The sequence below is a fragment of the Halorubrum sp. 48-1-W genome (genome assembly GCF_003287355.1).
Lineage (GTDB): Archaea > Halobacteriota > Halobacteria > Halobacteriales > Haloferacaceae > Halorubrum.
This window is the reverse complement of record NZ_QMIM01000004.1, coordinates 121068-139154: the sequence shown is the minus strand read 5'-3', so window position 1 is coordinate 139154 and position 18087 is coordinate 121068. Positions and strand designations below refer to the sequence as shown.

The 18087-nt window shown below is 69.9% G+C and carries 19 protein-coding genes; 12 read left to right on the top strand and 7 right to left on the bottom strand.

Annotated elements, in window-relative coordinates:
- Nucleotides 1-240: 240 nt before the first annotated feature.
- Both DQW50_RS03485 and DQW50_RS03480 read right to left on the bottom strand, forming a co-directional pair.
- On the bottom strand, nucleotides 241-702 hold the full coding sequence (locus tag DQW50_RS03485) for a hypothetical protein (protein WP_112077912.1): 462 nt from the start codon (nucleotides 700-702) through the stop codon (nucleotides 241-243).
- Between the two features lie 98 nt (nucleotides 703-800).
- Complete coding sequence (locus DQW50_RS03480; protein WP_112077911.1) at nucleotides 801-1508, bottom strand: DUF6517 family protein; 708 nt, start codon at nucleotides 1506-1508, stop codon at nucleotides 801-803.
- Nucleotides 1509-1718: 210 nt separating this feature from the next.
- Here DQW50_RS03480 and DQW50_RS03475 point away from each other — a divergent pair, with 210 nt between their 5' ends.
- Nucleotides 1719-2459: a hypothetical protein gene (locus DQW50_RS03475; RefSeq protein WP_112077927.1), complete on the top strand. Its 741-nt coding sequence runs from the start codon at nucleotides 1719-1721 to the stop codon at nucleotides 2457-2459.
- A 185-nt stretch (nucleotides 2460-2644) separates the two neighbouring features.
- Here DQW50_RS03475 and DQW50_RS03470 read toward each other — a convergent pair whose 3' ends face one another.
- Nucleotides 2645-3838 (bottom strand): inorganic phosphate transporter, encoded by a 1194-nt coding sequence (locus DQW50_RS03470; protein ID WP_112077910.1) that lies wholly within the window; start codon nucleotides 3836-3838, stop codon nucleotides 2645-2647.
- 131 nt (nucleotides 3839-3969) lie between these two features.
- Nucleotides 3970-4551, bottom strand: a complete 582-nt coding sequence (locus DQW50_RS03465) for a hypothetical protein (RefSeq protein WP_112077909.1) — start codon at nucleotides 4549-4551, stop codon at nucleotides 3970-3972.
- 140 nt (nucleotides 4552-4691) lie between these two features.
- Between DQW50_RS03465 and DQW50_RS03460 the strand changes: the two genes are divergently transcribed.
- On the top strand, nucleotides 4692-6380 hold the full coding sequence (locus DQW50_RS03460) for an aldehyde ferredoxin oxidoreductase family protein (protein ID WP_112077908.1): 1689 nt from the start codon (nucleotides 4692-4694) through the stop codon (nucleotides 6378-6380).
- 38 nt (nucleotides 6381-6418) lie between these two features.
- Here DQW50_RS03460 and DQW50_RS03455 read toward each other — a convergent pair whose 3' ends face one another.
- From DQW50_RS03455 to DQW50_RS03445, 3 genes are all read right to left on the bottom strand, one after another.
- On the bottom strand, nucleotides 6419-6697 hold the full coding sequence (locus tag DQW50_RS03455; protein ID WP_112077907.1) for a ubiquitin-like small modifier protein 1: 279 nt from the start codon (nucleotides 6695-6697) through the stop codon (nucleotides 6419-6421).
- Between the two features lie 120 nt (nucleotides 6698-6817).
- On the bottom strand, nucleotides 6818-7525 hold the full coding sequence (locus DQW50_RS03450) for a hypothetical protein (protein WP_112077906.1): 708 nt from the start codon (nucleotides 7523-7525) through the stop codon (nucleotides 6818-6820).
- 51 nt (nucleotides 7526-7576) lie between these two features.
- The gene (locus DQW50_RS03445; protein WP_112077905.1) at nucleotides 7577-8923 is read right to left on the bottom strand and encodes an alkaline phosphatase family protein; all 1347 of its coding nucleotides are present in this window, start codon (nucleotides 8921-8923) and stop codon (nucleotides 7577-7579) included.
- Between the two features lie 138 nt (nucleotides 8924-9061).
- Between DQW50_RS03445 and DQW50_RS03440 the strand changes: the two genes are divergently transcribed.
- The 10 genes from DQW50_RS03440 (at nucleotide 9062) to DQW50_RS03395 (ending at nucleotide 18051) form a co-directional block, all read left to right on the top strand.
- Entirely contained in the window at nucleotides 9062-10126 is a 1065-nt protein-coding gene (locus DQW50_RS03440; protein ID WP_112077904.1) for a PhzF family phenazine biosynthesis protein, read from the top strand.
- 44 nt (nucleotides 10127-10170) lie between these two features.
- Nucleotides 10171-10365 carry a hypothetical protein gene (locus tag DQW50_RS03435; protein WP_112077903.1) on the top strand — a complete coding sequence of 65 codons (195 nt, stop codon included), beginning with the start codon at nucleotides 10171-10173 and terminating at the stop codon, nucleotides 10363-10365.
- A gap of 62 nt (nucleotides 10366-10427) precedes the next feature.
- Entirely contained in the window at nucleotides 10428-11378 is a 951-nt protein-coding gene (locus tag DQW50_RS03430; RefSeq protein ID WP_112077902.1) for a calcium/sodium antiporter, read from the top strand.
- 112 nt (nucleotides 11379-11490) lie between these two features.
- On the top strand, nucleotides 11491-12174 hold the full coding sequence (locus DQW50_RS03425) for a haloacid dehalogenase type II (protein ID WP_112077901.1): 684 nt from the start codon (nucleotides 11491-11493) through the stop codon (nucleotides 12172-12174).
- A gap of 71 nt (nucleotides 12175-12245) precedes the next feature.
- Complete coding sequence (locus tag DQW50_RS03420; protein ID WP_112077900.1) at nucleotides 12246-13685, top strand: D-aminoacyl-tRNA deacylase; 1440 nt, start codon at nucleotides 12246-12248, stop codon at nucleotides 13683-13685.
- Between the two features lie 112 nt (nucleotides 13686-13797).
- Nucleotides 13798-14949 (top strand): cell division protein FtsZ, encoded by a 1152-nt coding sequence (gene ftsZ, locus DQW50_RS03415; RefSeq protein ID WP_112077899.1) that lies wholly within the window; start codon nucleotides 13798-13800, stop codon nucleotides 14947-14949.
- A 132-nt stretch (nucleotides 14950-15081) separates the two neighbouring features.
- A complete protein-coding gene (locus tag DQW50_RS03410) occupies nucleotides 15082-15258 on the top strand; it encodes a protein translocase SEC61 complex subunit gamma (protein ID WP_066414288.1) in 177 nt (58 codons plus the stop codon).
- The gene (locus DQW50_RS03405) at nucleotides 15258-15710 is read left to right on the top strand and encodes a transcription elongation factor Spt5 (protein ID WP_112077898.1); all 453 of its coding nucleotides are present in this window, start codon (nucleotides 15258-15260) and stop codon (nucleotides 15708-15710) included. The genes DQW50_RS03410 and DQW50_RS03405 overlap by 1 nt, the downstream gene beginning before the upstream one ends.
- Nucleotides 15711-15786: 76 nt before the next feature.
- Nucleotides 15787-16746, top strand: a complete 960-nt coding sequence (gene artA, locus DQW50_RS03400) for an archaeosortase A (RefSeq protein ID WP_112077897.1) — start codon at nucleotides 15787-15789, stop codon at nucleotides 16744-16746.
- A 57-nt stretch (nucleotides 16747-16803) separates the two neighbouring features.
- Nucleotides 16804-18051 carry a DUF4010 domain-containing protein gene (locus DQW50_RS03395; RefSeq protein WP_112077896.1) on the top strand — a complete coding sequence of 416 codons (1248 nt, stop codon included), beginning with the start codon at nucleotides 16804-16806 and terminating at the stop codon, nucleotides 18049-18051.
- The last annotated feature ends 36 nt before the right edge of the window (nucleotides 18052-18087 follow it).

Below are 18087 nucleotides of genomic sequence, written 5' to 3'. Positions count from 1 at the left end.
CGTCGATCACCGTGTCGACGTTTCGTCGATCTCCTGTTGAGCCAGAGTGGTCCATGCCCTCTCGACGTACGCGTTACCGGCCCAACTTCGTGCTTCACTGATGTCCGCGAGAACCTCCTCCGCCTCGTCGGCGGGGAGTCTCCCGCGTCGTGCGAGCAACACGAGGAACGTCGGCGTCGTTACGGGCCGAGTCGTCGTTGACGACGCGTGGACGAGTGCGAGCTGGTTGAACCCGACCCGTCACGCGCCGATCGTCTCCTCGTCGAGTACCGGCGACGTCGCGAGCAGTGCGGTCGCGGCCGTACGCGAGGGCCCGTCGCACGCGAACGTCAACTCCCCGTGGGCGATCGCCCGGTCCCACTCGGCGTAGTCGTCCACGGCGCGCTCGGCCGCGACGCCCGCGTCCGGCCACGCGACGACGTGAACGAGGGACGACTCGCCGTCGGGCGAGACGTACTCCGCGCCGGTGCCCTCCACCGCGTCGGTGCCGTCGATCGCCAGCGCGGCCGGCCGGCTCCGCTCCCAGCCGTCGCCGGGCTCGGGGAGCGCCCGGACGGTCCGGAGGTCCTCGTCGACGACCGGCGCGCTCGAGCCGGACCCGTCCTCGCCGCCCGCGAGCGACTCCGCGACCACCCGTGCGCTGGCCGCCATCGCGCCGGCGACCGCGAGCACGCCGGCAGCCAGGACCCCTCGACGGTTCACGTCACGCCTCCGGGACCCGGCGAACAAAAAGCCGTCGGGCGGGAGGGGCGTGACGGTCGACTACTCGTTCGACCGACCTCTGGCTCGTTCGACCGACCTCAGTGTTCGACCGCTTCCATCAGCGACGCCAGCGTCTCCCCCTCCTCGACCGCCTCCGGGTGGACGCCCACGAGCGCGATCACGTCCTCGCCGTCCTCGACGGTCGCGACGTGGACGAGCGCCGGGACGCTCCCCTCGGCGTCGACCGGCGCGTCCCGGGGAACGTCGAACTCGACCTCGGTCGCGAACGTGGTCACGGTCGTCTCCGTGCCGAGGACCGTCAGCGTCCGGGTGCCGACCTCCTCGAGGTCGTCGACGTCCTCACCCCCGACGCCGCCGGTTCCGTCGTCATCGTCGGCGTCGTCGCCGTCATCGCCGTCATCGGCGGCGTCGTCCGTTCCTCGTCCGAGCAGTCGCCGGAACAGCTCGGCGTCGTCCGCGCGCACCAGCGGGTTGACGGACCGGTCCGCCACGGTCGCGTTCGGCGTGCTCGCGACGACCAGCGACGACGCCCGCGCGGGCTTCTCGTAGCTCGCGACCCACGTCGTCACCGACACGCGCCGCTCGCTCCCGGCGACGTCGAGCGTCCGGTCGACCTCGGAGGACGCCGGCTCCTCGCCCTCGTAGCCGGCAGTAGCGAGCGCTGTGTCCGGCACCCGCGCCGGCTCCGCGTCGAACTCGTAGCTCCCGTCGTCGCCCCCGAGACAGCCGGTGGCGGCGACCACCCCCGAGGCCGTGAGCGCGCCGAGCAGTCGTCTCCGATACATGTCGGGAAGACGCCGCGGAACACTTGTAATTATGTCGGCGTCCGGCGGACGGGAACCGAGTGAGCGCACACCGGCCGGAAACGCCGGACGATCGACACGTCGTCCCTGCCGAGTTCCGCCCGTCTGAAGCGGGCCGTCCCGAAGGCACAAAGTTCACGTCACCCCGCGCGCGATGTGAGCCAAATGGAACGACGAGGGCAGATCGGCTTGCTGGAGGCGATCCTCTTGGACGTGGTCCGGCTCCACGAGACCTGGATGGAGATCGTCTTCCCCAGACAGCTCGATCCCAGCACGGTGCTCGGCAAGTGGAAGCCGGAGACCGCCCCCCAGACCGTCGGCTACTACCTCTGGGCGGTCCTCGGCGCCCCGCTGGTCGCGGTCGCGTACCCCCTGCTCCTCGTCGGGTTCGCGACCCGGTTTTACGCCGTCAAGCTCGACTCCGCGGTGGCTCGCTTCGGGATCGCGGGCGCGGTGCTCGTCGCGACCGCCGTCTGGGGGGCGCTCACGCTCGTCACCTACCTCCAGCTCGCCACCGCGGACGTGATCGCCGTCGGCGCGGCCAGCGTCGTCGCGGTCGTCTCGGCCGCGCTCGCCGCCGGCTTCTCGAAGGTCGGCGGCCGCTTCGTCAGCGTCCTGTTGGCGTACCCCTTCGCGATGACCGCGCTCTTCTTGCCGCCCGTCGTGGCCGCGCTCGTCACCCCGAGCCTCGAGGCGGTCATCCTCCCGCCGAGCTACGACCTGGCCGTCTGGATCCTCGACACGTTCCTCACGGTCGGAGACCTCAACGAGACGCTCCGGAACGCCTTCGACCTCGAGACCTTCGGCGAGCAGTGGGGGCTCCCGGGACTCGGCTACGTCCTCATGTGGGTCGGGATCTCCGTCCCGCTCGGCTGGTTCCTCGGCGCGCTCGTCGCGCTCGCGGACCTGATCCGGCCGAAACCCGAATCGTAAGCGTTCGACGTCGGCTTGTTTCGGACACCCCCGCTCGCTCCGGTCGCTCCGGTCGCGTCCAAAACCCCCTCGAAGAACCGAGTGAGAGAAACGACGACGGCGACGGGAGAAACGACGACGGCGACGGGAGAAACGACGACTGAGACGAGGAACTGTCGACGAGCCGGAGGCCGGGTCGGCCCAAGTCAAATGAACGTCGACGCGAGTTCGAAGCCAGCGTACCCGATCAGACACGAGCCGACGAGCGCCGAGAGCCACGCGCCGGCGGTGATCGTGACCTTTCTCACGGAGACGCCACCGGTGCCGACGACGAGGCCGCTACCGATGATACTCGAGATGATGATGTTGTTGAGCGAGATGGGAAAGCCGAGGAGGATGCCCGTCTGGGTGATGACGAACGCGGGGACGAGGGCGGCAATGGACCGACGGGTTCCGAGCTGGGAGTACTCGTTGGCGACGGCCTGGATGATCTTGGGCGCGCCGGTCAAGCCCCCGATAAGGAGTCCGGCGGCGCCCACCACAACGACGCTTCTCGCCGTCAAATACGCCGATTCGCCGGCGAGGACGCCGAGCGGTCCGATCGCGAGGCCGACCTGACTTCCCCCGCTTGAGAACGCGACGAGTCCGCCGAGCGCGATCAGGAACCGTCGGACGGCGACGTCGACCGACCGCCCCGTCTGTCGGCGGAGAACGACGAATACCACGACACCGGAGACGAGGCTGGTCGCGACCATCGTGAGGTCGTACGATCCGACGACCGTCGGGGTGGAGCCCAGCGAGCGGGAGACGAAGTTGGCGATCGTGGGGCGAGTGCCGGCGGCGGCCGGGAGGACCTCGAGGGTGACGTTGGCGACGACGACGCCGACGAGACCGCCCAAGATCGGGATGCCGACGGTGTCCGGGACGTCGTCGCGCCGGAGCACCGAGGCCGTGAGGTAGGCGATCGACGCGCCGGTGGGGGGAACGAGCACCCAGAACAGCGCCAGTTGACGGTAGGTCCCGACGGCGGGGGTACCCCCGAGTGCGAGCCCGACGCCGATTATCGCGCCGGTCGTCGCGAACGCGGCGGGGATGGGATAGCTGGTGGCGACCCCGATACCGATGAACACGGCAGCCGTGAGCAGGCCGATCGCGACGGCGAGCGGCGTCAGCGACGCTCCGATGACGAGGTCGTTACCGACCGTCTCCGAGACGCTCCCGCCCTGGAGGATCGCACCTGCCGACGCGAGGACGCCGACCAGTAGCGCCGCTTGCATCACCGAGAGTGCCCGAGCACCGACGGCGGGGGCGAGCGGCGGCGAGGTGCTACTCGCGCCGAGCGCCCACGCCAACGAGACGCTCGCGAGAAAGGCGACCGCCAGTAGCGTCACTGACGACATTCGTCGGGGGGTGACTTCTCGTCGGACAATAACGTGCCGGTCCGGGTTCGTCCGAGAACACGCGTCGACGGTGACACGACCCCCGCCGTCGACGTTCCCCCTATCGCTTCTCTCGCTCGTCGACGTTCCCCCTATCGCTTCTCTCGCTCGTCGGGGTCGTACCGTTCGCGCGCCGTGGTGAACGCCGACTCCTCGCGCTCCCTCGTCCGACGACCCTCCCGCTCGGCGATCGCCTCGGGGTCCGGGCTCGCGTCGTCGTCGATCCGGGCGAAGGAGTCGTGAACTTTCGAGTGACACCACCGACACAGCGCCACCGTGATCTCGTGGGGGCCCGCGTCGGCGGTGTCGTCTCGGTCGGCAGGGCTCCCGTCGGCGTCCCCACCGACCGGTCCCGCCTTCCCGTACGAGAGGTGGTGTTCCTCCACGAGCGGCCGGGCGTCCGCGTGGGCCAGCCGGACCTCCTCGAGCCCGCAACGCGCACACTCGCGGCCGTCGGTCGTCGACCGGTAGTGCGGACACGCCCGCCACTCGTCGTCGGCGCCGACGTGGCAGGCGTAGTCGTCGGCACAGCGGCCGGCGGCGAACCCCGGGTCGTCGCTGGCCCGCGTCAGCGCGAACCGGCACCGCCCGTCGTCGGTGAGGTGGTCGCACACCCCCGCGACCGCGTACGGGTCGTCGACCCCGACGGGGGTTCCGTCCGGCGTCCGTTCCATGTCCGCGGATCGGTCCGGGACTACTTCAAGTCGACGCGGGGCCCCCGATCCTTCGTCGGAATACGACGCACTCGCTGCGAATACCGGTAAAGTTGAACGGTTCCCGAGGTTCCCTAACCCGTCACGTGGTACATGTCCGCATGAACCACGCGAAGGGCGACCTCCTGACAATCGACGTCGGTGCCCGCGAGGCGGAGACGACCGAGATAGACGACGTCTTGGCCACGTTCGTCGGGGGCCGCGGGGCGGCGACGAAGCTCGCACACGACCGGATCCCGTTCGACGCGGACCCGTTCGGTCCCGAGAACCGCGTCTACTTCTCGTCGGGCCCGCTCCAGCACTCCCAGATGAGTTTTACCGGACGGATGAACATGACCGGGCTCTCGCCGCTCACGGACGGGCTCTGCTCGACGAACGCCGGCGGCTACCTCTCGCGGAACTTCGTCGACACGGGCCACAGCGTCGTCGAGGTGACGGGCGCGAGCGACGAGCTCCTCGCCGTCCACGTCCGCGACGGCGACGGGGACGCTCCGACCGTCGAGTTCGAGGAGGTGCCGGAACTCGCCGGCGCGGAGGTGCCCGACGTGACCGAGGCGATGCGGGAGCGACACGGGCTCGAGAGCGAACACCTCGCGACCGTCGGCCCGGCGGGGGAAAACCGCGTGCGGTTCGCCTGCGTGATGACGTCGGACAGCCGGGCGTTCGGCCGCGGCGGGCTGGGGGCCGTCCTCGGCGCGAAGAACGTGAAGTGTCTCACCTTCGAAGGCGACTCGCGCGCGAGCGTCGACCTCCCGGAGGGGATCCAGTCGGAGATCCACCGCGAGGCGGCGACGACGGACGACATCATGAAACGCCAGGGAACCACCAACGGGACCCAGTTCATCAACGACGAGTTCGGGCTGCCGACCCGGTACTTCTCGGAGATGAGCTTCGAGGGCGTCGAGGGGATCAACGGCGACGCCGTCGAGGAGAAGAAGTACAAGAAGGCGGCGTGTTCGATGTGCGCGTTCGCGTGCAAGCTCCCCACCCGCGACGAGGAGCGGGGCGTCGAGACGGAGGGGCCGGAGTTCGAGACCGTGATGGCGTTCGGGAGCAACACCGGCGTCGACGACGTCGTCGACGTCATGATCTCGAACGACCGGTGTGACGACCTCGGGATGGACACCATCTCCGCCGGCGACACGGTCGCCGCGTACCTCGCGAGCGAGGACGAGTTCGGCAACGCCGAACTGGTCCACGAGACGCTCGAGAAGATCGCCCGTCGGGAGGGGATCGGCGACACGCTCGCCGAGGGCGTCGCCCGCTGTCACGACGAGCTCGGCGTCGAGAACTGGTCGGTGAAGGGGCTCGAGTTCGCCGCCCACGACGGCCGGGCGATCCACGGGCAGGGGCTCTCGTACGCGGTGGCGAACCGCGGGGCCGACCACATGTACTCGGCGTTCCTCAGCCTGGAGTACAACGGCGAGGTCGACCCGGAGGGGCTGGAGGGGAAACCCGAGCTGCTGATCGAACGCGAGAACCGGCAGGTCGTCCGCGACTCGGGGATCTTCTGTGCGTTCTCCAGCAGTTACGTCGACGACGACGCGAAGGCGGAGCTGCTGGACGTCGACTTCGCGGACCTCCTCGCGATGGGGGACCGCGTGGTCGAACTCGAGCGCCACTTCAACAACCGCCGCGGCTTCGACCGCGGGGACGACCGGCTCCCCTACGACCTGCCGGGCTTCGAGTCGGCGCTCGACGAGTACTACGAGCTCCGGGGGTGGAATTCGGATGGGACGGTTCCGGCCGGCCACGTCGCCGGGGGATCCGGCGGCGTCGCCGACGATTGAGGGGACCCGATGGCGTCGGAGGGGAGCCGGACGCCCGCTCACCCGCCGTGGATCGGCGGGGCGGCGCGCACCTCGTCGCCCGCCGACAGCGCCGTCTCGAGCCCGTCGAGCTGCGAGACGTTGACGCCGTCGACCGTGAGGCTGACGGCGTCACCGAGTTCGCCGTCGGCATAGAGGAGGACCTCCAGGTCGGGGTGGTCCGCCAGCAGTCCCGACAGGAGGTCCTCGAGTGTCGCGTCCGGCGGAAGCTCCCGCTCGACCGTCTTCGCGCCGACGACGTCCCGAACCGGCCCGTACGCCCGAAAGACGACCTGCATGTGTGCGGGTATCACGCGCCCCCGAGTAAGCGTTGACGGTCCCGGGGATCGCCGCGGGAGGCGGAAGTCACGACGTACCGCTCCGACTCCCGTCGGCGTCCGTCCGTCGGTCGGGGAGCGTCATTCGGTATCGGTTACAGCGTGTCGAACGATACCGAGGACGACGCCGAGACCGAGCGCCCCGACGAACAGAAGGACGGTGCTCCCGACCACGACCGCTTCCGCGACCCGCGGGATCTGCTCGACGATCGGGACGAACAGGCGGACGTCGAACGCGACCACGACGACCGCGCCCACTCCGTTGAACGCCATGTCGAGAACCGTATCCCGGAGACCGTAGTACTCGAGCACGGGCGGTCTGTCGATGTGCTCGCCGAGTTCGCGGGCGGCCAGTTCCACGAACTCCCAGAAGACGCCGACTCCGAGCGTGAACAGGACGGTGAAGACGGCCGTGTAGACGTCCGTGACCTGCGCTCCGAGGACGGACGGGCTCCGGAGACTCGCGTAGACGAGTGTCGCGATCAGCGCGGCGGAGACGGTGTGTGTGAGGTGGTCCCACCACCGGACGGTGTCGTACCATCCCAGCATCCCCAGCATATGGAGGAACCCCGCAGCCGCGATCCACACCGAGAGTTCGGGGCCGAACGTCACGTTCGCCCCGGTTTGGAGCCCGATCGTGAGTTCGGCGAGCGTCGGGGTCACGGCCGCGACGAGGGACGCGATCCCGTTCACGACCGCCTGGAGGTTTCGAGACAGCGTCCCGACGAGGAGCGTTCCGAGGATCCCCGCGAGAAACCCGAAGAACGCGAGGTGTAGAACGTCCGTCATGGGATGGCGGTCACGGGTGAACGGTCACGACCCTCCCTCGATACACGGGTGTCACACCAGGCTCGCGCCGTCGCAGTCGGTCCGCGAGTACTCCACGTCGAGCAGTTTCAGGAGGGTGGGCGCGACGTCGAGGAGGTCGGCGTCCCCGACGGCCGCAGCCGAGTGGTCGACGAAGAGCGCGGCGTTCTCGAAGGTGTGCATGCCCGTCCGCGGACCGTCCGGGTCGAAGACGCGGTCGCGCGGGCGGAACCCGGCCTTCAGGTCGAACCCCGGGTTGGGGATCGCCACGAGGTCGGGGGCGATCGCGTCGTGGTCGCCCCGGAAGGCGGTCTCGCGCTCGACGACGTGGTCGACGACGGGCTTCCCGTTCGGACCCTCCCACGCCTCCAGGTCCGCGATCAGGTCGGCGCGTACCTCGTCGTAGTCCGCCTCGGGAACGACCCCCTCCGGCTCGCGCCCCTCGAGGTTGAGGTAGAAACGGCCGGGGACGAGCGAGTACGCCCGGGCGTCGCCGTCGATGTCCGCGAGCGAGTCGTGGTCCTCCTCGGCGTACTCGAGCCACCCTTCGCGATCGAGCCACTCGTTACAGTACACGTCGTGTTCGAGCCGCGTGAACCCGTGCGTCGAGCCGACGACGAGCGTCACGTCGTCGGGAAGCGCCTTCCGGATCGACCCGATGTGCGCGTCGAGCGCGGCGTAGAACTCGAGGAAGTCCTCGTGGTGTGGTCCCCCATCGAGGTAGTCGCCCCACAGGAAGTGGTTGATCCGGTCGGGGGACGTGAACGCGCCGACGAACAGGTCCCAGTCGTCGCGCTCGACGTACCGTTCGAACAGCGCTGCCCGCCCGTCGAGGGTGTCGCGGGCGTGTTCGACGAAGTCGGCCTTGTCGGCCTTGTGCCCGAGTTTCGCGTTGACCGACAGCGTGTAGTCGGCCTCCGCGAGGTACGCCCGAAGCTCCTCGGGGTGGGCGGCCGTGTCCGCCTCCGGCGAGAGGTACCCGGAGAGCATCCGCTGGAGGTTCCGCTGGGGCGGGAACGTGACGGGGACGTTGAGGACGGTCGCGTCGAGACCCGCTGTGGTGGCCCGGTCCCACACCCGCGTCGCCTGGACGTCCCGACCCATCGGGACGTAGGTGTCGTAGGAGCCGATCTCGCGGTCCTGGAACCCGTACACGCCCGTTTCACCGGGGTTCACGCCGGTCGTGAGGACCGGCCAGCAGGCGCTCGACTCCGGCGGAACGATGCTGTCTATCGCCCCGCCGTCGCCCGCCTCGGCGATGGCCGAGAGCGTCGGGAACGTCTCGGGGTCGTTCGCCACGAGGTCGTACGGGAGACCGTCGATCCCGACGAACGCCACGCGCGGGGTATCGGTCCCGCGCAACCGGTCGAAGAGGCCCATACCCCACCATCAACGGTGAGGAGCAAAAGGATTGATATCGACCGAGTCGCGCGTCGCCGTTTGTACGCTGGCCGGGGACGCGGATCGGCGTCCCCCCGACCCCGGGAACCTTTGTTGTGGGGGCGAGGAGGGGCCGACATGGAGACGCGACGCACGCTACTCGTCGACGCGTTCACCGAGGAGCCCCTCGCCGGCAACGTCGCCGGCGTGGTTCCGGACGCCGTGGGACTGAGCGACGACCGGATGGGACGGATCGCGGCCGAACTCGGTGCGTCCGAGACCGCCTTCCTCACGCCCGTGGAGGGAGCGAACGGCGCCGTCGACGACGACACCGAAGGAACCGCCGCCGACGTCGAAGGAACCGCCGACGACGACATCGGAGGGACCGACGACGTCGGGTCTCACCGTCGGGTCCGCTATTTCACCCCGACCGACGAGGTCGACCTCTGCGGGCACGCCACGATCGCCTCGTACGCCGCGCTGTTCGCCGACGGCGCGATCGACGCCGGCGAGCACCTCCTCCGCACGAACGTCGGCGACCTGGCGATCACGGTGACCGAGTCGGGCCGGGTCTGGATGCGACAGGGGCAGTCGACGGTCGAGACGGTCGACGTCGACGCGGACCGGCTCGGCGCTGTGCTCGGGATCGACCCGGCCGCGCTACGCGACGTGGGCGCGGACCTCCCCGTCGCGGTCGCCTCGACCGGCCTCCCGTTCCTCGTGGTCCCCGTCAACTTCCTCGAGCGGCTCGGCGAGGCCGACCCGGACATGCGCGCGGTGGAGGAGCTGTCCGCCGAGTTCGACGTCGCGGGCGTCTACGCGTTCACCTTCGACACGCTCGAGGCAGAGTCGACGCTCCATGGCCGGGCGTTCGCGCCCGCCGTCGGCGTCCCCGAGGACCCCGTGACGGGCACCGCGAGCGGCGCGGTCGGCGGGTACCTCCGGGAGGCCGGGGCGTTCGACGGCGACTTCCCCGCAGAGGTCCGGTGTGAGCAGGGCCACTTCCTCGACCGACCCGGGTACGTCGGGGTCCGGGTCGAGGCGAGTGACGCGGCGGACGGCGACGACGAGAACGGCGCGGCGGACGGCGCCACGGCGGAGGACGAAGTGACCGTGACGGTCGGCGGCGACGCGGTCGTCTCGGTCGACGGCGAGATCCGCCTCCCCGAGGAGGCGGCGGACGACGGGATCGTCGAGGCCTGACGCGAGGACCGAACGCTTACGTTCGCGAGACCCGTACCGGTCGCATGGAGTTCGACCTCCCGCGTGCGGCCGGTATCGTGGCGCTGATCATCGCCGTCGGAACCGCCGGGCTCGTCGGCGGCGGCATGATGGCGCTCTCGACGACGCTGATGATGGTCGTCCCCTCGATGGTCGTCTTCGGCGCCGTCGTCTTCGTCGTCGGCATGAAACACGGCGAGTTCCGCGCGACGCGGACGTAGGGCGGACGGTCCCGTGGCGCCGTACCGCGTCGTTTTTTTAGCGGACGCCGTGAACCGCCGGCATGGTTCTCGGCTCGACCGTAACCGAACTCGTCCTCCTGGGCGCCGGCGTCGGGCTGTTGTACGCCGGCGCGGAGCTTCTGGTCGCGGGCGCCCGCGACCTCGCGCTCGCGGTCGGGCTGAAGGCCTCGACGGTCGGGGTCACCGTCGTCGCGTTCGCGACCACCGCGCCGGAGCTGTTCGTGGCGATCCTCGGCGCGCTCACCGTCTCGACCGACATCGGGCTGGGCGCCATCGTCGGCTCGAACGTCGCCAACGTCGGGCTCGTGCTCGGGACCGCCGCGCTGATCCGCCCGCTGGAGGTCCCCGTGACGGTGTTCCGCAGGGACGTCCCGTTCATGATCCTCGCAGCGCTCCTCCTCGTCGGGCTCGGCTGGAACGGCCGGATCGGCCCCCTCGAAGGGGTCGTCCTGCTCGCGGTGCTCGTCGCGTTCACCGCCGTCGTGTTGCGCAGTGTTCAGCGGACGCAGGCGGGCATCTCCGCCGCGGAACGCGACGGGATGCCCGACGCGAAGGCGAGGGACGCAGTCGCCGTGATCGGCGGGATCGTCGCGCTCGTGGTCGGCTCCCGCTGGCTGATCGAGGGCGGGCGGGACCTGCTCGCCGCGGCCGGCTTCTCCGACCTGTTCATCGGCCTCACCGTGCTCGCGGTCGGCACCTCGCTTCCAGAACTCGCCGCGAGCGTCGTCGCCGCCGTCCGCGGCGAGGCGAGCTTCAGCGTCGGGAACGTCGTCGGCTCGAACATCTACAACGTCCTCGCCGTCATTGGGCTGCTCGCGTTCGTCTCCCCGATCGACGTGAGCCCGGGGGTTCGGTCGTTCGAGTTCCCGGCGCTCATCGCGTTCACCTTCCTCCTCGTCGGGCTGATGTACCGCGGAAAACAGCTCACGCGGGTCGACGGGGCGGTCCTCGTGGTTGCGTACGTGAGCTTCGTCTACCTGCTGTTGCCGTGAGGTCGGCGTGATCCGGCGGTCACCGACCCGCCGCACACGGCCGCCGGCCGGTTTGTGACGAACCCGCACGAGGGCGGCACGGTTATGCCGGCGTTGGCCGAATATCCGCCGAATGTCGTTCCTACCGGAGCGGGTACGGACGCTCACGTTCGATTCGTACAGCACCCTCGTCGACGTCGACGCCGCCGAGAAGGCGCTCGCCGACCGCGTCCCGGAGCCGGAGCCCGTCTCGAGGCTCTGGCGGGCGCGGTCGCTCGAGTACACGTTCGTCGCGAACTTCGTCGACGCCTATCAGCCGTTCTACGAGATGAACCGGGCCGCGCTCCAGTACGCGCTCGACTTCTACGGCGTCGACGTCCCGCCGGAGGAACGCGACGAGATACTCGCGGTGTACCACGAACTCGACGTCTTCGACGACGTCAGGGCGGGGATCGAGCGGCTCCGCGACGCCGGGTACGACTGCTACGTCGTCTCGAACGGGGACCCCGAGATGCTCTCGTCGATGATCGACCATGCGGGGATCGAGGACGTCATCGAGGACGCGATCAGCGCGGACGAGGTGGAGACGTTCAAACCCGACGCGGAGCTCTACCGTCACGCGGCAGGGCGAACCGGGACGCCGATCGACGGGATCGCCCACGTGACGGCCGCCTGGTTCGACGTGATGGGGGCCAAACATGCCGGAGCACAGGGCGTCTGGGTGGACAGGAAGGCGTCGCCGTGGGACGCCGTCGCCGGGTCGCCGGACCTCACGGTCGAGTCGTTCCACGAACTGGCCGACGCGCTCGACGTCTGAGACGTCCGCCGGCGACGGTCCGCCGAGCCGGAACCGATGGCTATTCGGCCGACGACGCCCCACCCGGAGTCGTGATAGCGATCGTCGTCAGCCGGGCCGACAGCGCCTCCGAGCACGTCGGCGAGCGACTCCTCGAGGTCGGCGACTGGACGAGCCACGAGGACGGGAGCCGCCCCGACGCTGTGGGCGGCGGGACCTACTACCGAACCGAGGGGTTCGAACTCCGCGAGTTCGACGGACTCCACATCGACCTGTCGGACCCGGCGGCTGTCTTCGGCGGGGACGGCGGAGATGGAGGAAACGACGACGGCGGAGACGGCGGGAACGACGGCGGAGACGACCCCGCCCTCCTCGTGTTCGTCTCGCGGCACTCGGGGGACACCGGCCCGCTCCTGACCGCCCACGTCACCGGCAACTTCGGGCCCGCGGCGTACGGCGGAGAGCCGGGGACCCTCGCGCGGGCCGCGCCGGGGGCGGTGAGCCGCGTCGTCGACGCGATGGCGACCCACGCGCCGGACGGCTACGACGTGGGGATCGAGTGTACCCACCACGGGCCGACCGACGTCGCGGTTCCCTCGCTCTTCGCCGAGCTCGGCTCCGACGAGCCGCAGTGGCGCGACCCCGAGGGGGCCCGCGCCGTCGCGCGCGCGGTCCTCTCGCTCGAAGGGACCGGGCCGGCCCTGCGCGGGGCGGACGGTCGGCCCCGCCACGTCGTCGGCTTCGGCGGCGGCCACTACGCCCCGCGGTTCACCCGGATCGTCCGCGAGACCGAGTGGGCCGTCGGCCACGTCGGCGCCGACTGGGCGCTCGCCGAGATGGGGTCGCCGGACGCGAACCGCGACGTGATCGAGGAGGCGTTCGAACGGAGCCGCGCCGACCGCGCCGTGATCGAGGGGGACCGACCCGGGCTCGCCGACACGATCGAGGACCTCGGCCACCGGGTCGTGAGCGAGACGTGGATCCGGGCGGTCGGCGACCGCCCGCTCGCGCTGGTCGACCACCTGGAGGGGGCGATCGGGCCCGTCGACGGGGGGCTCCGGTTCGGGTCGGTGGAGACGACAGCCGAGGGGTCGGGGAGGGGCGATCCGGCCGACGCCGTGACCGTCCGCGACCTCCCCGGCGAGTTGCTCGCGCGGGCACAGGGGATCGACGCCGACGCCGCGCGCACGGCCGTCGAGTCGAACGCGCTCGCGTTCGGCACGGAACAGGCCGGGACGCGTGCCGTCGGGAGCGTCGCGTTCGCGGCCGACGACGACGCCCCGGGCTACGCCGACCTCGTCGCCGACCTCGCGGGAGTGCTGCGGGCCGGCTACGACGAGGTCGTCGTCGACGACGCCGCCGTGATCGCCCGGGAGACGGCGTTCGACCCGGCGCTGGCGGCCGATCGGGGGGTCCCGGAGGGGCCGGCGTTCGGCCGGCTGGCGTCCGGCGAGTCGGTGGAGGTCGACGGCGAGACGGTCGACCCGGAGGCGGTCTCGACGCGACGCGAGGACCGGTTCCCGATCGGATGAGGCCGATCGTCTCCCGGGGGCGGCAACCCGATCGGAGGCCGATCCCGGCGTCTGACGCGAGTCGGACGATCGGGCAAGAATAAATACGTCGGGGTCGCAACGGCACCATATAATGGACTCCATCGTTGAGGACGCCATCGACGAAGCCGAGGAATCCCCGGCGGACGGCTCCGGGGGTCCCGGCGACCCCACGGAAGACGGCCACGCCGGCGCAACGCCGAGGGGCGGCACCATGACCGACGACGAACTGGAGGACGTCCTCCAGGACCTTCAGACCAACATCACCGTCGTCGGTTGCGGCGGCGCGGGCGGCAACACGGTCGACCGGATGACCGAGGAGGGCATCCACGGCGCGAAGCTCGTCGCGGCCAACACCGACGTTCAACACCTCGTCAACATCGAGTCGGACACGAAGATCCTGATGGGCCAACAGAAGACTCAGGGCCGCGGCGCGGGCTCGCTCCCACAGGTGGGGGAGGAGGCCGCCATCGAGTCCCAAGAGGAGATCCAGGACGCCATCGACGGCTCCGATATGGTGTTCGTCACCGCCGGGCTCGGCGGCGGGACCGGCACGGGGTCCGCGCCGGTCGTCGCGAAGGCCGCCCGCGACTCGGGCGCGCTCACCATCGCCATCGTCACGACCCCGTTCACCGCCGAGGGCGAGGTCCGCCGGACGAACGCCGAGGCGGGACTCGAGCGCCTCCGCGACGTGAGCGACACCGTGATCGTCGTCCCCAACGACCGCCTGCTCGACGCGGTCGGGAAGCTCCCCGTCCGCCAGGCGTTCAAGGTGTCCGACGAGGTGCTGATGCGCTCGGTGAAGGGCATCACGGAGCTCATCACCAAACCCGGGCTCGTCAACCTCGACTTCGCCGACGTCCGCACCGTGATGGAGAAGGGCGGCGTCGCGATGATCGGGCTCGGCGAGTCCGACTCCGAGCAGAAGGCGCAGGACTCGGTGAAGTCGGCGCTGCGCTCGCCGCTCCTCGACGTCGATATCTCCGGGGCGAACTCCGCGCTCGTGAACGTCACCGGCGGACAGGACATGTCGATCGAGGAGGCCGAGGGCGTCGTCGAGGAGATCTACGACCGGATCGACCCCGACGCCCGGATCATCTGGGGGACCTCCGTCGACGAGGACCTCGAGGGCGAGATGCGGACGATGATCGTCGTCACCGGCGTGGAGTCGCCGCAGATCTACGGCCAGAACGGCGATCCCGGACCGACCGTCGCCGAGGACGAGGACATCGACTACGTCGAATAGGCGTCACACAGCGACGGGGCGTCACACAGGACGGGGCGTCACACAGCGAGTGAGCGCGTCCCGCGAGGACGGGAATCGACCTCGAACCGCATCAAAAGGTAAAAACCGTCCCGTCACGAACTCGCTCGTAACATGGACGTCCCGTACGACCTCAACAGCTATATCCGCGTGTTGAAGCTGGCGAGCACGCCGAGCACCGACGAGTTCCTCCAGGTGTCGAAGATCGCCGGCGCCGGGATCCTGCTCATCGGGTTCCTCGGCTTCCTGATGTTCGCGATCATGAGCCTCCTGCCGGGGGTCGGCGCATAATGCCGATCTTCTCGGTCAAGACGACCGCCCGCCAGGAGCGGACCGTCGCGGACATGCTCGCCGAAAAGGAGATGCCAGAGATCCAGGCGGTCATCGCCCCCGACCAGCTCACGAGCTACGTGATGGTCGAAGCGAGCGACGGCAGCGTCTTCGCCCGGATCCTCGACGAGATCCCCCACGCCCGCGGCGTCATCCAGGGCGCGGACGGGCCGGCCGAGAGCCCCTTCTCGGAGGTCGAACACTTCCTCTCGCCGACCCCCGACGTCGAGGGGATCGCCGAGGGCGACATCGTCGAACTGATCGCCGGCCCGTTCAAGGGCGAGAAGGCCCGCGTCCAGCGCATCGACGAGGGCAAAGACCAGGTGACCGTCGAGCTGTACGAGGCGACCGTCCCCATCCCGGTCACCGTCCGCGGCGACCAGATCCGCGTGCTCGACAGCGAGGAGCGGTAGTTCCTCTGGGACGACTCCCATCCCGGATCTCCGGCAACGACAAGGGCTTTATTCGACGACCCCCGACTCTCTCGACATGTTCGGTCCCGTCCCCGCGATACTGAGTGTCGTCCCCGACACGTTCACGTTCGCGTGGATCGTCGCGGTCCTCTTCGCGGTCGCCTGGCTGCTCGACGCCCGCGGCTACGCTGTCGGGCGAACGCTCGCGGCGAGTACGTGGGGCTTGTTCGGGCTGTTCTGGCTGACGACGGTGCCGTACTTCGCGTTCGAACACCAGAGCTACGTCGAGTCGATCCTGGCGCTCGTCGGCGTTCCCGCCTGCGTCTACGTCGGCTACCTGCTGTACGACGGACGAGCCTCGCTCTTCACGCTCACGCGGGCGGTCTCGATCATGCTCTTCATCTACCTCCCGTTCGAGACGATCCCGGCGTTCACGCTGGCCGGCGTGGCGGTGCCGGAGCCCAGACGGGTCCTCATCGAGATCGTCGCCGACCAGACGGCCGTGCTCATCGACCTGCTGGGCTACGCGCCCGAGCGGGTGGCGAACTACGAGGGGTACGACGCCGCCTTCGCGTGGACGCTCGAGGACGGCCACACCATGCGGATCAACGTCGTGTTGGCGTGTACGGGGCTCGGGAGCATGGCGATCTTCGGCGGGCTCGTCGCCGCCGTCGACGGCCCGCTCGACCGGAAGCTCCGGGCGCTCGCCGTCTCCCTCCCGCTCATCTACGTCCTCAACATCCTCCGGACGACGTTCATCACGGTCGTCGCCGGCAACCAGTACATGCAGTGGCAGCCGGAGCTGGTGTTGGCAATGTTCGGCGCGACCGACCCCTACCGCGTCTCGTTTCTCGTCTCCGACCGGATAATCAGCCAGCTGCTCGCGGTCGTGGCACTGATCGGGATCACCTACCTCGTGGCCAGACAGCTCCCCGAGCTCGTCGGGGTCTTAGAGGACGTCCTCTACGTGCTCACCGGCGAGGAACACGACCTCGTGGAGACGCTCGACCTCCCGCGGGAGCCGACGAACCGGTGACGTGAGGATGTGACTCGTGGAACCGATCCGACGCGGTCGACGGGGGCGTGACCCGCCGTGTTGAGCGGTATCGACCCACTGGTCTACCTGGAGACGGACGTCGCCAAGCTGGTGTTGGCGACGCTCCTGGGGATGTTCCTCGGGCTCGAGCGAGAGTGGTCACAGAAGTCCGCGGGGATCCGGACGTTCGCGCTCGTCAGCCTGGTCGCGGCGGTGTTCTCCGTGGCCGACGAGCCGGGACTGCTCGTCGTCGGCGGCGTCCTGATCGTCGCCAGCGCGGTGCTCCTAGCCGTCCGGAGCTTCGTCGAGGCGGACGTCGACGGCCTGTCGCTCACCACGTCCGTCTCGATGCTCGTCGCCTACGGGGTGGGCGTGCTCGTCGCTGCGAGTCTCTTTCTGGAGGCGGTCACGGTGGCGGTGCTCTCGTCGTTCCTGCTCGTGTTGAAACGCGAGCTCCACCAGTTCGCGTGGGGGCTCTCCCGCGAGGAGGTGCGAAGCGCCGTGGAGTTCACGATCCTCGCGTTCGTCGTCTTCCCGCTTTTGCCCGCCGAGACGGTCGACCCGTGGGGCGCGGTCCAGCCGCGGCTGGTCTGGTCGCTCGTCGTCGCGATAAGCGCCATCGGATTCGTCAACTACGTCCTGGTCCGGCGGTACCAGGGCCGCGGGTACGCCGTCACCGGCTTCTTCGGCGGGTTGGTGAACTCCACCGCGGTCGTCGCCGAGATGGCCAAACGCGCGAAGGGCCAGGAGGACCTCGTCGGCGTTGCCGTTGGGTCGATCCTGCTCGCGAACGCGGCGATGGCGCTGCGGAACGCGGCGCTCGTCGTCGTCTTCGTCCCCGAGGCGGCGCTCGCCGTCGGCGCGCCCCTCGGCGCGATCACGCTCGCCGGCGTCGGGATCGCGCTCCGGCAGAGCGAGTGGCGGACGGACCTCGAAGCCGACCTCACCTCCCCGTTCAGCCTGCGGAACGCGCTCACCTTCGGCGGGCTGTTCCTCCTCGTACTGCTCGTCTCCGCCGGCGCGGAGCGGACCTTCGGCGCGACCGGCTTCGTCGCGACCGCGTTCCTCGCCGGGCTCGTCTCCTCGGGGACGGCGACCACGACTGCCGTCTCGCTTCTGGCCACCGGACAGGTGACGGTCGACACCGCGGTCGCGGGGATCGTCGCCGGGACCACCTCGAGCATCCTCGTGAAGACGGCCTTCGCTGCGAGCGTGGGTCGCGAGCTCGTGCGCCCGGTGTTGGTCTGGAACCTCGTGCTCATCGCCGTCGGGCTGGCGGTCGGCGCGTTGCTGTTCCTGTTTTGAACCCTGCGTGGCTCCCCTACGGTGACTCCCGAAACG

Coding starts and splice junctions, on each gene's coding strand:
- DQW50_RS03480 (WP_112077911.1), bottom strand. CDS start 1,508: ATGTATCGGAGACGACTGCTCGGCGCGCTCACGGCCTCGGGGGTGGTC.
- DQW50_RS03470 (WP_112077910.1), bottom strand. CDS start 3,838: ATGTCGTCAGTGACGCTACTGGCGGTCGCCTTTCTCGCGAGCGTCTCG.
- DQW50_RS03465 (WP_112077909.1), bottom strand. CDS start 4,551: ATGGAACGGACGCCGGACGGAACCCCCGTCGGGGTCGACGACCCGTAC.
- DQW50_RS03460 (WP_112077908.1), top strand. CDS start 4,692: ATGAACCACGCGAAGGGCGACCTCCTGACAATCGACGTCGGTGCCCGC.
- DQW50_RS03455 (WP_112077907.1), bottom strand. CDS start 6,697: ATGCAGGTCGTCTTTCGGGCGTACGGGCCGGTTCGGGACGTCGTCGGC.
- DQW50_RS03450 (WP_112077906.1), bottom strand. CDS start 7,525: ATGACGGACGTTCTACACCTCGCGTTCTTCGGGTTTCTCGCGGGGATC.
- DQW50_RS03445 (WP_112077905.1), bottom strand. CDS start 8,923: ATGGGCCTCTTCGACCGGTTGCGCGGGACCGATACCCCGCGCGTGGCG.
- DQW50_RS03440 (WP_112077904.1), top strand. CDS start 9,062: ATGGAGACGCGACGCACGCTACTCGTCGACGCGTTCACCGAGGAGCCC.
- DQW50_RS03435 (WP_112077903.1), top strand. CDS start 10,171: ATGGAGTTCGACCTCCCGCGTGCGGCCGGTATCGTGGCGCTGATCATC.
- DQW50_RS03430 (WP_112077902.1), top strand. CDS start 10,428: ATGGTTCTCGGCTCGACCGTAACCGAACTCGTCCTCCTGGGCGCCGGC.
- DQW50_RS03425 (WP_112077901.1), top strand. CDS start 11,491: ATGTCGTTCCTACCGGAGCGGGTACGGACGCTCACGTTCGATTCGTAC.
- ftsZ (WP_112077899.1), top strand. CDS start 13,798: ATGGACTCCATCGTTGAGGACGCCATCGACGAAGCCGAGGAATCCCCG.
- DQW50_RS03410 (WP_066414288.1), top strand. CDS start 15,082: ATGGACGTCCCGTACGACCTCAACAGCTATATCCGCGTGTTGAAGCTG.
- DQW50_RS03405 (WP_112077898.1), top strand. CDS start 15,258: ATGCCGATCTTCTCGGTCAAGACGACCGCCCGCCAGGAGCGGACCGTC.
- artA (WP_112077897.1), top strand. CDS start 15,787: ATGTTCGGTCCCGTCCCCGCGATACTGAGTGTCGTCCCCGACACGTTC.